This is a genomic window from Bradyrhizobium sp. (assembly GCF_049581145.1).
GTDB lineage: Bacteria > Pseudomonadota > Alphaproteobacteria > Rhizobiales > Xanthobacteraceae > Bradyrhizobium.
This window is the reverse complement of record NZ_JBAURI010001184.1, coordinates 1-14,473: the sequence shown is the minus strand read 5'-3', so window position 1 is coordinate 14,473 and position 14,473 is coordinate 1. Positions and strand designations below refer to the sequence as shown.

Below are 14,473 nucleotides of genomic sequence, written 5' to 3'. Positions count from 1 at the left end.
TTCCCCCGGGGGTGGGAGCGCGGCTTTGGCTTGTGCGGGAGCGGACGCCTCGGTTGACGTCGCGGCCGCTTCACCGAAGGGATGCGCCACATGGACATCAAGGTCAGGGATGCAAACGGCGCGCTGCTCGCGGAGGGCGACAGCGTCACGCTGATCAAGGACCTGAAGCTGAAAGGCTCCTCCACGGTGCTCAAGCGCGGCACCATGATCAGGAACATTCACCTCACCGCCAACGAGGACGAGATCGAGGGCCGCACCGACAAGGTCAAAGGCCTGGTGCTGCGCACGGAATTTCTGAAGAAGGCGTGAGGAAAAGCCAAGCGTTCGCGCGGAGATCATACTCGGGCAACGTGCGAGAGCGTCGCTGCAACTCGCTTCGGGTCAGTTCGCAAGGCTGCCGAGCTTGGCGCCGATCGCGATGATCAAAAGGACGCCGCCGGCATAGGCGAGATATTCCGGGTTGTGGCACAACATCTGCGATGTCGAGCAGACTTGGCCGGCCCACTCCGTGCCCACTGAAATTTCATCCGCAGCCTGTTTGAAGAGCAGTGCGCCACCGCCCATCAACACGGCCAATATGAAGAAAATTCCCGCCATCGCCCCACCGCGACCCGCATTTCCGACAGCACATCCTGCGCTGCCATCCGGGATTGGAGCAAGATCGGGATACCTCCCGGCGGAGCGTCGCGACCGGTTTTCCACTGCTGCTTGCAGTCGCGCGCCTTGAAGCCGTCGCGCTCCATCAACGCCGCTTCACCTCGATGACATCAGGGCTCCGCGGTCGGTCGAGGAGATGGCAAAGCGCGGCGGCCGTGCCGCCACGCTTCTGCGAAACGACTTGAAACTCCTTTGCGTGACCGCGAGCGCCCTTACTCCTGGTCCGGCTTCTTGCCCCCGATATTCTTCAGCTTGGCGAACACCGCGTCGACGTTGAGGTCGTCGCTCTTTGCCTCAGCGGACTCGTATTCCGGTTCCTTGCGGGTGGTCTCGGATGCCGGCAGCAGGGTCGCCCCGCCATACTGGGTGTCGATCGGCTTCTCCTTGGCGGCGCGCTGCACCTCGAAATCGAGCTCGATCTGCGAGCAGAGGCCCAGCGTCACCGGGTCCATCGGCGTCAAGGTCGAGGCATTCCAGTGGGTGCGGTCGCGGACGCTGGCGATCGTGGTCTTGGTGGTCCCGACCAGCCGCATGATCTGGGTGTCCTTCAATTCCGGGTGGTTGCGTACCAGCCAGAGGATCGCGCTCGGCCGTTCATGGCGGCGCGACACCGGGGTGTAGCGCGGGCCCTTCTTCTTGGCCGCCGGCGGCAGCACCACCTTGCTCTCCTCGAGCCTCAGGCGATAGTCGGGGTTCTTTTCGCCCTTTTCAATTTCCTCACGGGTCAACTGGCCGTTGGAAATCGGGTCCATGCCCTTGATGCCCTGGGCGGCGTCGCCATCAGCGATGGCGCGGATCTCCAGCGGGTGCATTTTGGTGAAATCGGCCACCTGATCGAAGGTCAGTGCGGTATTATCGAGCAGCCAGACGGCAGTTGCCTTTGGCATCAGCGGTGCGTTGCTCATGGCAAATCTCCTTTGCGCTCCGCCCACCTGTTCTAGGCGGAGCCTTTTGGTCATCAGCGATGACGGGAATTAGCCATATATAAGCCCTGCGGACCCTGCGGCGCAATGGCCCTCCTCGACAGCCTTGACAGCGCTCAAAAGCAGTCCCAAGTCGTTAACTGAATTGACCGTTCCCTGCCCACCGGCGAGGGGTGATTCGGTGGCGAGATCGTTCCCATATGGCCGCTAAACCAGACCTGAAAATAGTGCTTTGCTCGCCACGGGGTTTTTGCGCCGGGGTGGTGCGGGCGATCGACACCGTGGAACGGGCGCTCGCCATTTACGGCGCCCCGGTCTATGTCCGTCACGAGATCGTCCACAACCGCTATGTGGTGGACAGCCTGAAGACCAAGGGCGCGATTTTCGTCGAGGAGCTGGCCGAAATCCCTGACGATACCAACGCGCCGGTGGTGTTTTCGGCCCATGGCGTGCCGAAATCGGTCCCAGCCGAGGCGCGGGACCGCAAATTCTTCTCGCTCGATGCGACCTGTCCTCTGGTGACCAAGGTGCACCGGGAGGCGGCGATCCATTTCAAGCGCGGCCACGAAATCCTGCTGATCGGTCATTCCCACCACCCCGAAGTGGTCGGCACCCTCGGCCAGTTACCGGCCGGCGCGGTGACGCTGATCGAAACCGCCGAGGACGCGGCGACCTTCACCCCGAAGGATCCCAACAACCTCGCTTTTGTGACTCAGACCACGCTGTCGATCGACGATACCGCCGAGATCGTCGCGATGTTGAAGGAACGGTTCCCGAATATCTCGGGACCGCACAAGGAAGACATCTGCTACGCCACCACCAACCGCCAGCTCGCGGTGAAGAAGGTGGCCCCCGTCGTCGACGCGCTGATCGTGGTCGGCGCGCCCAACTCGTCGAACTCGCAACGCTTGCGCGAAGTGGCGGAACGCGAGGGCTGTCCCATCGCGGTGCTCGCGCAGCGCGCCAGCGATATCGATTGGAAACGGTTCGAGGGCATCAGGAGTCTCGGCATCACCGCCGGCGCCTCGGCGCCGGAAGTGATCGTCGAGGAGATCATGGGCGCGTTCGCCGAGCGCTACGAATTGCATGTCGAGACGGTGTCGGCTGCGGAAGAGAACGAGTTTTTTCCGCTGCCGCGTTCGCTGCGGCCCGACGCGGCCGCGGAATAAGCCATATGGCGGTCTATACCGACGTCGCCGCCGACGAACTCGCGGATTTTCTCTCCTGGTACGATCTCGGCGCCCTGTTGTCCTACAAGGGCATCGCCGAGGGCGTGGAGAACTCCAACTTCCTGCTGCACACCTCGAACGGCTCCTTCATCCTGACGCTCTATGAGAAGCGCGTCGAACGGGACGACCTGCCGTTTTTCCTCGGCCTGATGACGCATCTCGCGTCGCACGGCATCAATTGCCCGCAGCCGGTCGCAAACAGGCGCGGCCAGGCGCTGGGCGTGCTTGCGGGGCGACCGGCCGCGATCATCACCTTTCTGGAGGGCATCTGGCCGCGCAAACCCAATGCCGTCCATTGCGCAGGGATCGGCGAGGTGCTGGCGAAGATGCATCTCGCCGGAGCCGGCTTCACGATGCGGCGCGCCAACGCGTTATCGGTGTCCGGCTGGCGCCCGCTGTTCGATGTGGCCGCGTCGCGGGCCGACGAGGTGCAGCACGGGCTCTCCGCATTCCTCTCAGCTGAGCTCGACTATCTCGAGGGTGGTGTCTGGCCGCGCCATCTGCCGCAAGGCGTGATCCACGCCGACCTGTTTCCCGACAACGCGTTCTTTCTCGGCGATCGACTTTCGGGCGTGATCGACTTCACCTTCGCCTGCGACGACATGCTGGCCTATGACGTTGCGATCTGCCTCAATGCGTGGTGCTTCGAGCCGGATCACTCCTTCAACGTCACCAAGGCCCGCGCCTTTCTGTCCGCCTATGCCCGTGAGCGCAGGCTGTCCGACGCCGAGCAGGACGCGCTGCCACTGCTCGCGCGAGGCGCGGCGATCCGCTTTTTGCTGACGCGGCTGGTCGATTGGCTCAACGTGCCGCCGGGTGCTCTGGTGCGGCCGAAAGATCCGCTCGAATATGTCCGCAAGCTGCGCTTCCATCAAAGCGTCGCAAGCGTGCGCGATTATGGGTTGTCGGACCAGGGACTGGTCGCGTGAGTTCGCTTCCTGCCGTGATCATTCATACCGACGGCGCCTGCTCGGGCAATCCCGGGCCGGGCGGCTGGGGTGCGATCCTGAAATTCGGCGACGTCGAGAAGGAACTGAAGGGCGGCGAGGCCCACAGCACCAACAACCGCATGGAGCTGATGGCAGCGATCTCCGCGCTGGAGGCCCTGAAGAAGCCCTGTCAGGTCGATCTCTATACCGACAGCCAGTATGTCCGGCAGGGCATCACCGGCTGGATCCACGGCTGGAAGAAGAACGGCTGGCGCACCGCCGACAAGAAGCCGGTCAAGAACGCCGAACTGTGGCAACGGCTCGATGCCGCGCTGAAGCCGCACGAGGTGCGTTGGCACTGGGTCAGGGGCCATGCCGGGCACCACGAGAACGAGCGCGCCGATCAACTGGCGCGCGACGGCGTGGCGATGGCGCGGCTGAAGAGATAGTCGTTCTCGGCCGAGTAGCGTCACCTGTCATCGCTCGGCTTGACCGGGCAACCCCGGTAAACACTGACCTCTCAATTGAACAAAGCGGCCGAGAGCGGCACGTTCGTCATGCCGTGTTGATTGCCCTGGGATCCCGGACCGCCCGGCCAAGCAGGCGAATGCCCGAGACCGGGCCCGGGCATGATGATATATCTTGACGCGATCGCTCAAAGCAATCGCGCGAAGACGCGCTTATAGCTGCCCCAGCAGCGTGTCGCCGCCGGAAACCTCGACCTTGCCGGGGGCGGGCTCGAGATTGAGCTTCTTGACCACCCCATCTTCGACCAGCATCGAGTAGCGCTTGGAGCGGATGCCAAGGCCGTTGCCGGAGGCATCGAGCTCCATGCCGATCGCCCTGGTGAATTCCGCATTGCCGTCGGCGAGGAAGATGGCCTCGTCGCGCTGGTCGGTGTCGCGCTTCCAGGCGTTCATGACGAAGGCGTCGTTGACGGACACGATCGCGATCGTGTTCACGCCCTTTTCCTTGATGGCATAGGCATTCAGGAAAATGCTCGGCAGATGCATCTTGTGGCAGGTGCCGGTGTAGGCACCGGGGACGGCAAAGAGGGCGACCTTCTTGCCCTTGAAGATGTCGTCGGTGGTCTTGACCTGCGGACCTTCCGCCGTCATCACGCGAAACTTGGCTTCAGGGAGCTTGTCGCCAACTCGGATTGTCATCGTCAATTCTCCGTGGGAATGAGTAGGTGTGTCTTAAAGCATATTCAGCGCGAGGGGAAACGTGTTCACCATCGTTTGATGCCCGACATTGTTGCAGGCGGGGCTGCCATTCCGGTTTCGCGCTCTGCGCACCCGGAATGACAGGATGAGGAAGCGCGCCTCACAACAACGCAGTCAGCCGGCGCGCTCACGCCGCGGCGGCCTTCTTCTCGTCGCGCAATTGGCGCCTGAGGATCTTGCCGACATTGGTCTTCGGCAGTTCGGTCCGGAACTCGATCTGCTTCGGCACTTTGTAGCTCGTCAATTGCGTGTGGCAGAACTTGATGACGTCCTCCGCAGTGAGGTTCGGATCCCGCTTGACGATGAAGGCCTTGACCGCTTCGCCCGATTTCTCGTCGGGGACACCGACCACCGCGGTCTCCAGCACGCCGGGATGGCTCGCGATCACTTCCTCGACCTCGTTCGGATAGACGTTGAAGCCCGAGACCAGGATCATGTCCTTCTTGCGGTCGACGATCTTGGTGTAGCCGTCCGCCGTCATGATGCCGATGTCGCCGGTGCGGAAATAGCCGTCCGCGGTCATCACCTTGGCGGTCTCGTCGGGCCGATTCCAGTAGCCGACCATCACCTGCGGTCCCTTGGCGCAGATTTCGCCGGTCTGGCCCAGCGGCAGCTCGTTGCCGGCATCGTCGCGGATTGACAGATAGGTCGACGGCACGGGTATGCCGATCGAGCCGTTGAATTCGGTCGCGGTCGCCGGGTTGCAGGTCAGCGTCGGCGAGGTTTCCGACAGCCCGTAACCTTCGGCGATCGGGCAACCCGTGATCTGCTTCCACTGCTCGGCCACCGGGCGCTGCACCGCCATGCCGCCGCCGTTCGCCATCTTCAGCTTGGAGAAATCGACCTTTCTGAAATCGGGATGATGCAGCAGCGCGTTGTACAACGTATTCACGGCGGGGAAGCTGTTGATCTGGTACTTGGCGAGTTCCTTGATGAAGCCCGGGATGTCGCGCGGATTGGGGATCAACAGATTGACTCCGCCTGCGCGCATCGCGAGCAGGAAGCAGGCGGTCAGCGCAAAGATGTGATAAAGCGGCAGCGCGCAGACGATAAAGAGCTGATCGACATGTGGCGGCCGCGTCAGCGCCGGCTGCAGCCAGGCGTCGTTCTGCAATACGTTGGCGACGATGTTGCGGTGAAGCAGCGTGGCGCCCTTGGAGACGCCGGTAGTGCCGCCGGTATATTGCAGGAAGGCAACGTCGTCGGGGGTGATCTTCGGCTTGCTGAAGGCCATGCTGCGGCCGGCCGCAAGCGCGTCGTTAAAGTTGACCGCGCCCGGCAACGAATAGGCCGGCACCATCTTCTTCACCCGCCGCACCACCAGATTGACGATCATGCCCTTGAGGCCCAACAGGTCGCCCATGCTGGCGACGATGACGTGCTTGAGTGCGGTATGGCCGATCACCTTTTCGACCGTGGTTGCAAAATTCTCCAGCACGATGATCGCTTCCGCGCCGCAGTCCTTGAGTTGATGTTCGAGCTCGCGCGGGGTGTAGAGCGGATTGACGTTCACTACCGCGTAGCCGGCGCGCAGCACCGCGGCGGTCGAAACCGGATGTTGGAGCACGTTCGGCATCATCAGCGCGACGCGGGCGCCGTTCGACAGCTTGAGGCTCTGCAGATAGCCGGCGAGCGAACGGGACATCTCGTCGAGATCGCGATAGCTGATCGACTTGTCCATGCAGATGAAGGCCTTGCGATCCCTGAATTTCGCAAAGCTTTCTTCCAACAGCTCGACCAGCGACGCGTATTGGGAGGCGTCGATATCGGCGGGCACGCCGGCCGGATATTGCTTCAGCCAGATCCGCTCCATGGCTTGTGTTCCTCTCGCTTGACCTCGCGCGCGATGACGCTTCTTTGAGCCGTCGTCCCGCTCCATCTCTTGTTCGGGCATGATCGTTTCGGATCCTGCTCTGGTGTCCCATTTGCTCCGGCGGGACGGTTCGTTTTTCGCAGTATTGAGCCATGCCGCAGGCCATGGCAAGCGGGCGGGAACTCGTTTGGTGCATGGTCGGTGAATGCTGCCCGGTCTGGCTGACGCTTGAAACAGCCAGGCCTGCCGCGATGCGCGATCCCGTCAGCCGGCCGGCTTGGGCTCGCTGGAGGGAATGACCTTCGGCTTCGTCGCAGGCTTCGCTGCTGTAACGGTACGGCTGGTCTTGGTGCCGCTGGTCTTGGTGCTGTTCTTGGGCCTGGCCGGTTCGCTCGCCGTCGGATCAGCAGCGGCAAATGGCTTGCCGTCGGCGTCCGCCTTGGCGCTGGGGTGTCGGTTCGCCGCCGGCCTTGCGGCGGACTTCTTGTCCGTCTCCTTGTCACCAATCTTATCGCCGGTCTTGTTATCGCCCCTCTTGGCGTCGACCGCCGGCTCGGCGGCGTCGGGCCTTCGCGCCGCAAGACGCGCCTTCTTGCCGCGGTGCTTTGCGGGTGTCTGGGCATCGGCGTCGGCAGCCTCCGCCGCAACCAGGGCGGCGCCGCTGCGCGTCGGACCGGTATAGACGACGACCGGCTCGGAAGGCGCGGGCGCCATGGCCAACAGCTCCGAGGGCTTCGGCAAGGGCGGTTGCAAGCCGCTCGCGTAGAACGTCACACCGGTTTCGCCGGTGGCCGGGGGGCCGCCCGGATTACTGGCGACGATATCGTCATCCTCGTCGCTTGCCGGCTTGTGACGCTTGCCGCTGCACATTTCGTCGCGCAGGTTCGGCGGCGTGGTGTCGATCGGCACCAATTTGTCGACCGTGCCGAGTGAGGGCGTGAGCCAAGACAGTCCATTATTGGCGAAGCCGCGGTCCAACAGCTGCGCGGCGCGCACCGCGCGCATGGTGCCGGAGGAGGCGCCGAGCACGACCGCGATCAGCCGCCTCCCGTCGCGGGTGGCGGAGGCCACCAGATTGTAGCCGGAGGCGCAGATGAAGCCGGTCTTGAAGCCGTCGGCGCCGGGGTAGCGTCCGATCAGCTTGTTGAAGTTCTGCGTCACCCTGCGGCCGAAGCGGATCGAGGGAATGTGCACGTAATACTCGTACTCCGGCAGGTCGTGGATGATGGCGCGCGCCAGGATCGCAAGGTCGCGCGCCGAGGTGATCTGGCCGTCGGCGGGCAGGCCATTCGGATTGACATAGCTCGTCTGCGTCATGCCGAGCTTCTGCGCGGTGTCGTTCATCATCGCCGCGAAGCCGTCGATCGAGCCGCCGACGCCCTCGGCCAGCACCACGGCCATGTCGTTGGCCGACTTCACCAGCATCATCTTCAGCGCGTTATCGACGGTGAGCTGCGTGCCCGGTCTGAAGCCCATCTTCGACGGCGACTGCGAGGCGGCCAGTGGCGAGACGGTGACGAGCGTATCGAGCGTGATCTTGCCGTCCTTGACGGCCTTGAGCGTGACATAGGCCGTCATCAGCTTGCTGAGCGACGCTGGGTACCAGGGAACCGTGGCGTTTTCGGCCTCGAGCACCTTGCCGCTGTCGGCCTCGATCAGCAAATGTGCTTCGGCATGCGCGACGCGTGGCAACAGCAGCACCAACGCAGCGATGACGACGATTCGACTGACAGCGAATCGTTTTGGGGAAGATGGGCGAAGAGCGTTCACGATCCGATTCCGGTCCTTTGAGACCCGCCCTTGACAAGCGCGTACCATGCTTGCGCAAACGAGGTCCTGACATCTGACATTCGGGTTTCAAGCGTGTCCGGCGCCGATAGCACGCGGCAACCGCAAACCTATACCCGCCGCTCGATCCAGAACAGAGGTCCGGCGATCAATTCACCGCTGGACGTCCGAATTTCGGCAGAAAAATCAAGCTTTGACCGCAGCGCTGCCGCTTTCGGGTCGTGGCGCGCTCGGTCGTGCGTTTTCCTGCAGCGAGAACTGCGCCCGGGCCAGTTCCGCGAACCGTCCGCCCTCCGCCAGCAGTTCATCGAACGTTCCAGTTTCGATCACGCGCCCGTTCTCGAATACCAGGATGTGCGTGGCGTTGCGAATGGTCGAGAGGCGATGGGCGATCACGAATGTGGTACGTCCTTTCATCACCTCGTCGAGCGCCGCGTTGAGCTTGGCTTCGGTGACCGCGTCCAGCGCGCTGGTGGCCTCGTCGAGGATCAGGATCGGAGGGTCCTTCAGGAGCGCGCGTGCGATCGACAGCCGTTGCCGCTCGCCGCCCGACAACATGCGGCCGCGCTCCCCGGCATGGGTCTCAAAGCCGTGTTCACTGCGCTCGATGAAGTCCAGCGCCTGCGCCCGGGTGGCGGCAAGGCGCAATTCCTCGTCGGTCGCGTCGGGCTTGCCGACGCGCAAATTATCGGCGATCGAACGGTCGAACAGCAACGCCTCCTGGAACACCACGCCGATGTTCCGCCGCAACGCCGCCAGCTTCAGTCCGCGGACGTCCATGCCGTCGATCCTGATGAAGCCGGATTGCGGATCGAATGCCCGGTGCAACAGCGCGATCGCGGTCGACTTGCCGGCGCCGGTCGGACCGACCAGCGCGATGGTCTGGCCGGGCAGCGCGGTAAACGAGAGATCCTCCACCGCCGGCCGCTTGCCATCATAGGAGAACGTCACGTCGATGAATTCGACGAGACCCGCGAGTCGTCCGGTGTCGATCGCATCCACCCGGTCGCGGACCGCAGGCACCGCGTCCAGCACGTTGAAGAATTCCGCGAGCCGCGGCGCCTCCATGAACAGATTGTTGATGAAGGAGACCACCTGTTCGAGCTTCTGGATCAGTATGGTTGCGAACGCGACGAACATCACGATCTCGCCGACCGTGGTGAGGCCCTGCTGGTTCAGGGCGATGCCGACGGCAAAGATCGCCAGCACCGTGATCGTCGTCGAGGCGCGCGTCATCACGGTGACCAGCGCCCACCACGACAGCACCGGCATCTGCAGCGCCAGCAGCTTGCCCGCGACCAGGCGCAGGCCCTGCACCTCGGCGTCGATGCGCACGAAGCTTTGCACCAGCGCGACATTGCCGAGCGCATCGGAAGCTCGCGCGGAGAGGTCGCCGAAATGCTTTTCGACCTCGCTCTGCAGGCCGTAGGTTTTGCGCACCACGAATGTCGTCAGCACCGTGAACACCACGCACAACAGGAACAACAGGATGGCGAGCCGCCAGTTGAGATAGAGCGACAGCGGCAGCAGCACGATCACCGACATGATGGCGGCGAAATGTTCGCGGAAGAAGCCGAGCCAGAGCCGCCACAGCGCGTCGGTGCCGTTCAGCATCACCTTCATCAGCCGGCCGGAATGCGTGCCGGCGTGAAAGGTCAAAGGCAACTGCAGGATGTGCTCGAAATAGTCAGTCAGAACCACCTGGCGCTGGCGGTGCGACAGCCGGTCGGCATGCAGTGCCACCGCCGCGCTCGCCCCGATCGTGAACAGGCCGAATGCCGCCCAAGCCGCGAGCAGCGGCCACGCCGAGGATGCGTGCTTGCCGGAGAGGACGTCGACGATACGGCCGAACAGCACCGGCTCGGCGAATTGCGCCGCCGCAAGCAGGAGATTGGCGCCGGCGAGGATCCAGCCAAGTCGGGCTTCCTTGCCGAGCAGCCGCAGCACGCGGGTATAGAGGCGCAGCAGGGACATGCCGTCAAAACACCTTGCGAAGCTCTCGAACAACCAGATCCGGCGGGCGTTCTCGATGAGGCATTCTAAGCAGGGATCGCGCGTCGGATACAGCGCAATCGGCCGGGCGGACCGGTACGGTCGATCGTAACGCCTCCAAGGCCCTCTCGAAAGATGCCGCCGGTCGAGGCGCGGCAGGCATGCGACGCGCAGGAAAGCGGCTCGCAACGCGGGACTGGCGCGTAGCTCCCGGACCCTGCGCGGGCTTCCATTTGTGTTGGTTCCATGACACCGGTGCACGGCTTCTCTTGCGCCGGTCGCATCGGCGGCCACGAACATCCGCGGCCAGAGCCGGCCTATTCCGTTGCCGTTCCGGCGAGGAACTCGGCACGCTCGGGCGAATTGCTCGCGAGTGGGCCGCGCAGTCCGCGGCATGGAGCATTTGACATGGTAGCCCCAAAAACCCGCCTTGCATTGGTCGAATCGCGCTTGAAAACGGGCACCTGCGAATTTTTTCCTGCCGGTCACAAGTGTTAACACGCCAGCTACCAGTTTGGACTATTTTCCTTTGCCATGACTGATTCGATCGAACGGCTTTATCTGGCGGTCCTTGCAGCCAAGGATCTCGACCCGGCGACGTCGCGCACCGCGCGGCTGTTTCGGCATGGGCCCTCCAAGATGGCCAAGAAGCTGGCCGAGGAGGCGATCGAGGTGGTGATCGACGCGGTCAATGGCGACGCCCAGGCCGTGGTGCGCGAGAGCGCCGATCTGCTCTACAATCTGACGGTCTTGTGGGCCTCGGCAGGCGTGCGTCCCGACGACGTCTGGCGCGAAATGGAGCGGCGCGAGCTGCTGCTCGGCATTGCCGAGAAGATGCCGAAATCGCCGCTGAAGCTGGCCAAGGCCGCAGCGGCGGCGCCCCGGGCCGCCCGTCGGCCGGTTGTCGCGCTGGATCGGAGCCGCCTGCGCAAGGGGCACTGATTCTCCCTCGAATCATTAAAAGCGGCAGGCCATGGACAAATCCGTCTCATGATGGTTGATCGCGGCCATGCTGAAACGGATTTATGACTGGTGCATCGACGCCGCCCACAAACCCTACGCGCTCTGGATCCTGGGGGTGGTGGCGTTCGCGGAGAGTTCGTTCTTTCCGGTCCCCCCTGATGTGATGCTGATCCCGATGTCGCTGGCGCGGCCGCAGCGCGCCTGGCTCTACGCCGGCATCTGCACGGCCTGCTCGGTGATCGGCGGTCTGCTCGGCTATGCCATTGGCGCGCTGCTCTATGACTCGGTCGGGCACTGGCTGATCGATTTTTACGGCCTTGGCGGCAAGGTCGAAGCCTTCCGCGCCTCCTATGCGCAATGGGGCGCGGTGATCATTCTCGTAAAGGGGTTGACGCCGATTCCCTACAAGCTCGTGACCATCACCTCGGGATTTGCCGGCTATAACATCGCGCTGTTCGTGGTGTGCTCGATCGTCGCGCGCGGCGGGCGTTTCTTCGTGGCCGCGATCCTGCTCAACCGCTACGGCGAATGGATCAGGGTGAGGATCGAGCGCCACCTGGCACTCTGGGTGATCCTCGGGGCCGCCGCGCTGGTGCTCGGCTTCGTCATCGCGCTGCGGATGCTTTAGCTTCTCTCGCCTGTGCACCGGGCAAACGCTCGGCGTTTGTGAGCCGCGGGAAACCATTCGCGTCGACGGGCCGGCGCGGTGCCCGTTATTGCGGGTGCCGGTCAATGGCTCGAAGTTCGCGGAAGTCCAGCCGGTGAACGCAAGCGCCGCGCCGGCCACCGTGGCATCTTAAAGCAGTCGCCGTTGCCATTCGGCTCACAAGTTCTTCGTATGCGGTTGCGGCGAGCCGTGACGGCATCAGCAGGATTGCCTTCATGGTATGATGTCTGGCATCCTAAAGCCCCGAGCGTTTCAGGCATGACGCCTGCGCACTGATCAAGACAAGCCAGAAGGATTTTTCGCCGATGTCGATGCCTGCCTTGTTCAAGGACCGTCTGACGATTCCCGTGATCGGAGCACCGCTGTTCATCATTTCGGTCCCCGATCTGGTGATCGCGCAGTGCAAGGCCGGCGTGGTCGGCGCGTTTCCGGCGCTCAATGCGCGGCCGCCGGAATTGCTCGATGAATGGCTGGCGCGGATCAAGGAAGAGCTCGCGGCCTACGACAGGGCGCATCCGGAGCGGCCATCGGCGCCGTTCGCGGTCAACCAGATCGTGCACCGCTCGAACAACCGGTTGGAGCAGGATCTGGCGCTGTGCGAGAAGCACAAGGTGCCGATGATCATCTCCTCGCTGGGCGCACGCGAAGAGCTCAACCAGGCTGTGCATGGCTGGGGTGGCATCATTTTCCACGACGTGATCAGCCAGAAGTTCGCGCACAAGGCGATCGAGAAGGGCGCCGACGGTTTGATCCTGGTCGCCGCCGGCGCCGGCGGCCATGCCGGCGTGATTTCGCCGTTCGCCTTCGTGGCCGAGACGAGGGCATGGTTCGACGGGCCGATCGCGCTGTCAGGTGCGATCGGCAACGGCAAAGCGATCCGCGCCGCGCGCGTGCTCGGGGCCGATTTCGCCTATATCGGCTCGGCCTTCATCGCCACCAGCGAGGCCAATGCGGTCGAGCGCTACAAGCAGATGATTACGATCTGCGCGGCGGAGGACATCGTCTATTCAAATCTGTTCACCGGCGTGCACGGCAATTATCTGAAGCCCTCGATCGTGGCGGCCGGGATGGATCCCGACAATCTCCCGACGTCCGATCCTTCGAAGATGAGTTTTGGCACCGACGCCGCGGGCGATCGCGCCAAGCCGAAGGCCTGGAAGGAGATCTGGGGGTCGGGGCAGGGCGTCGGCAGCATCGGCAAGGTCGTGCCCGCCGCCGAACTGATCGCACGCTTCAAGACGCAATATGATGAGGCTGTCGACCCGCCACTCTAGGTCGCGGCGCGCAAAAGCCCGAATCGCACTCATCCGAGCCATCGCGCCTTTCACTTGGTGAGCTGCTATTCGAGCTCGATCGGCTGGTACTTGCCCTTGTCATCGAGTTCCGTGCCCCAGATCTTGTGCGAGGCCTGGTGTTCCGCGCGGCCGAAATTGAGCGGTGCGCCGAGTCCCAGATCGAGATTGTGCATGTTCTCGAGCGTGTCGATCAGCCTTTCCGTGTCGATCTGAGGGCCGGCCCGTTTGAGACCCTGGATCAGCACATTGGCGGCGACGTAACCTTCGAAGGACACGTAGTCCGGGATCTCGCCGGCGAAATATTTGGCAAGTGCATTCTTGTATTCGAGCACCTCGCTCGAATAGCCGCCGACCGCCGGCACCACCTGGGTCACGATCACGCCGTTGGCGTAGCGCGGCCCAAGCAGCATCAATTCATCGGCAAGCTCGGTGCTGCCGACGAACGAGACGTTTGTGTAGACCAGGCCGGGAAACTGGTCGCGGGTCTTCTCGATGAATTTCGCGGCCGCGCGATAGGTTGCGACCATGACCACGGCCCTGATCGCCGGCTTCTGCAGTCGCAGCCGGTTGACCGCGTCATCCACGTCCACGGTATTCCGTTTGTAGCCGAGGCGGACGATCTCGGCGTCGTCGACGCCGAGCGAACGAAAGGCCTTGGCGACACCGGCGTAGCCGGCGTCGCCGTAGCCGTCGTCCTGGGCGAATACGGCGATCTGCTTGGGCTGCAGGTGACGCAGCTTGACCAGATAGTGCACGACAGCGTCGGTTTCTTCCGCGTAGCTCGCGCGATAATTGAAGACGTAGTGATCAGGCGGATCGTTGCGCAGAATGCTCGCACCGGTGAAGGCGCCGAAAAACAGCGTTTTCCGGTCGAGTGCGTAGGGGATCGCGACCGCCGCGGTCGGCGTTCCGACGTTGCCGATGAAGCCGAAGACCTGGTCTTTCTCGTAGAGCTGCTTCATGGCGTCGAGCGTCCGCGTCGGCTCGTAGC

General features: G+C 63.4%; 14 protein-coding genes. 7 read left to right on the top strand and 7 right to left on the bottom strand.

Translation table 11 applies throughout. The annotated features are described in order from the left end of the window. Positions 1–90: 90 nt before the first annotated feature. Positions 91–309: an alkylphosphonate utilization protein gene (locus WCB02_RS37685; protein ID WP_423967054.1), complete on the top strand. Its 219-nt coding sequence runs from the start codon at positions 91–93 to the stop codon at positions 307–309. A 72-nt stretch (positions 310–381) separates the two neighbouring features. Here the strand turns inward: WCB02_RS37685 and WCB02_RS37680 are convergent, their stop codons facing one another. Together WCB02_RS37680 and WCB02_RS37675 are read right to left on the bottom strand one after the other, a co-directional pair. Continuing rightward, positions 382–702, bottom strand: a complete 321-nt coding sequence (locus WCB02_RS37680; RefSeq protein ID WP_423967052.1) for a hypothetical protein — start codon at positions 700–702, stop codon at positions 382–384. A gap of 167 nt (positions 703–869) precedes the next feature. After that, positions 870–1,562: a DUF1013 domain-containing protein gene (locus WCB02_RS37675; protein ID WP_423967049.1), complete on the bottom strand. Its 693-nt coding sequence runs from the start codon at positions 1,560–1,562 to the stop codon at positions 870–872. A gap of 218 nt (positions 1,563–1,780) precedes the next feature. Here WCB02_RS37675 and ispH point away from each other — a divergent pair, with 218 nt between their 5' ends. Genes ispH through rnhA form a run of 3 tightly spaced genes read left to right on the top strand, consistent with a single transcriptional unit; the run spans position 1,781 to position 4,187 of the window. Further along, positions 1,781–2,749 carry a 4-hydroxy-3-methylbut-2-enyl diphosphate reductase gene (gene ispH / locus WCB02_RS37670; RefSeq protein ID WP_423967047.1) on the top strand — a complete coding sequence of 323 codons (969 nt, stop codon included), beginning with the start codon at positions 1,781–1,783 and terminating at the stop codon, positions 2,747–2,749. A 5-nt stretch (positions 2,750–2,754) separates the two neighbouring features. After that, positions 2,755–3,738 carry a homoserine kinase gene (locus tag WCB02_RS37665; protein ID WP_423967045.1) on the top strand — a complete coding sequence of 328 codons (984 nt, stop codon included), beginning with the start codon at positions 2,755–2,757 and terminating at the stop codon, positions 3,736–3,738. Then, positions 3,735–4,187, top strand: coding sequence for a ribonuclease HI (rnhA, locus tag WCB02_RS37660; protein ID WP_423967043.1), 453 nt, complete (start codon positions 3,735–3,737; stop codon positions 4,185–4,187). Before WCB02_RS37665 ends, rnhA begins: the two co-directional genes overlap by 4 nt. Before the next feature lie 231 nt (positions 4,188–4,418). On the opposite strand, the gene WCB02_RS37655 is transcribed toward rnhA, so the two are convergent. From WCB02_RS37655 to WCB02_RS37640, 4 genes are all read right to left on the bottom strand, one after another. Further along, positions 4,419–4,904, bottom strand: a complete 486-nt coding sequence (locus WCB02_RS37655) for a peroxiredoxin (protein ID WP_423967041.1) — start codon at positions 4,902–4,904, stop codon at positions 4,419–4,421. Positions 4,905–5,091: 187 nt separating this feature from the next. After that, complete coding sequence (locus WCB02_RS37650; protein ID WP_423967038.1) at positions 5,092–6,777, bottom strand: long-chain fatty acid--CoA ligase; 1,686 nt, start codon at positions 6,775–6,777, stop codon at positions 5,092–5,094. Positions 6,778–7,041: 264 nt separating this feature from the next. Then, the gene (locus WCB02_RS37645) at positions 7,042–8,547 is read right to left on the bottom strand and encodes a serine hydrolase (protein WP_423967035.1); all 1,506 of its coding nucleotides are present in this window, start codon (positions 8,545–8,547) and stop codon (positions 7,042–7,044) included. Between the two features lie 204 nt (positions 8,548–8,751). Then, entirely contained in the window at positions 8,752–10,539 is a 1,788-nt protein-coding gene (locus WCB02_RS37640) for a glucan ABC transporter ATP-binding protein/ permease (RefSeq protein ID WP_423967033.1), read from the bottom strand. Positions 10,540–11,091: 552 nt separating this feature from the next. On the opposite strand from WCB02_RS37640, the gene hisE reads away from it, so the two are divergent. The 3 genes from hisE (at position 11,092) to WCB02_RS37625 (ending at position 13,461) form a co-directional block, all read left to right on the top strand. After that, entirely contained in the window at positions 11,092–11,499 is a 408-nt protein-coding gene (hisE, locus tag WCB02_RS37635; RefSeq protein WP_423967031.1) for a phosphoribosyl-ATP diphosphatase, read from the top strand. A 67-nt stretch (positions 11,500–11,566) separates the two neighbouring features. Then, positions 11,567–12,148 (top strand): YqaA family protein, encoded by a 582-nt coding sequence (locus WCB02_RS37630; protein ID WP_423967028.1) that lies wholly within the window; start codon positions 11,567–11,569, stop codon positions 12,146–12,148. A gap of 344 nt (positions 12,149–12,492) precedes the next feature. Then, positions 12,493–13,461, top strand: a complete 969-nt coding sequence (locus WCB02_RS37625; RefSeq protein ID WP_423967025.1) for an NAD(P)H-dependent flavin oxidoreductase — start codon at positions 12,493–12,495, stop codon at positions 13,459–13,461. Positions 13,462–13,526: 65 nt separating this feature from the next. Here WCB02_RS37625 and WCB02_RS37620 read toward each other — a convergent pair. Continuing rightward, on the bottom strand, positions 13,527–14,473 hold a 947-nt coding region (locus WCB02_RS37620; protein ID WP_423967023.1), incomplete at its 5' end, for an ABC transporter substrate-binding protein.

Excerpts from the sequence above, each read along its gene's own strand:
- WCB02_RS37685 (WP_423967054.1), top strand. The coding sequence starts at position 91 with ATGGACATCAAGGTCAGGGATGCAAACGGCGCGCTGCTCGCGGAGGGC.
- WCB02_RS37665 (WP_423967045.1), top strand. The coding sequence starts at position 2,755 with ATGGCGGTCTATACCGACGTCGCCGCCGACGAACTCGCGGATTTTCTC.
- ispH (WP_423967047.1), top strand. The coding sequence starts at position 1,781 with ATGGCCGCTAAACCAGACCTGAAAATAGTGCTTTGCTCGCCACGGGGT.
- WCB02_RS37655 (WP_423967041.1), bottom strand. The coding sequence starts at position 4,904 with ATGACAATCCGAGTTGGCGACAAGCTCCCTGAAGCCAAGTTTCGCGTG.
- WCB02_RS37640 (WP_423967033.1), bottom strand. The coding sequence starts at position 10,539 with ATGTCCCTGCTGCGCCTCTATACCCGCGTGCTGCGGCTGCTCGGCAAG.
- WCB02_RS37650 (WP_423967038.1), bottom strand. The coding sequence starts at position 6,777 with ATGGAGCGGATCTGGCTGAAGCAATATCCGGCCGGCGTGCCCGCCGAT.
- hisE (WP_423967031.1), top strand. The coding sequence starts at position 11,092 with ATGACTGATTCGATCGAACGGCTTTATCTGGCGGTCCTTGCAGCCAAG.
- WCB02_RS37630 (WP_423967028.1), top strand. The coding sequence starts at position 11,567 with ATGCTGAAACGGATTTATGACTGGTGCATCGACGCCGCCCACAAACCC.
- WCB02_RS37625 (WP_423967025.1), top strand. The coding sequence starts at position 12,493 with ATGTCGATGCCTGCCTTGTTCAAGGACCGTCTGACGATTCCCGTGATC.
- WCB02_RS37675 (WP_423967049.1), bottom strand. The coding sequence starts at position 1,562 with ATGAGCAACGCACCGCTGATGCCAAAGGCAACTGCCGTCTGGCTGCTC.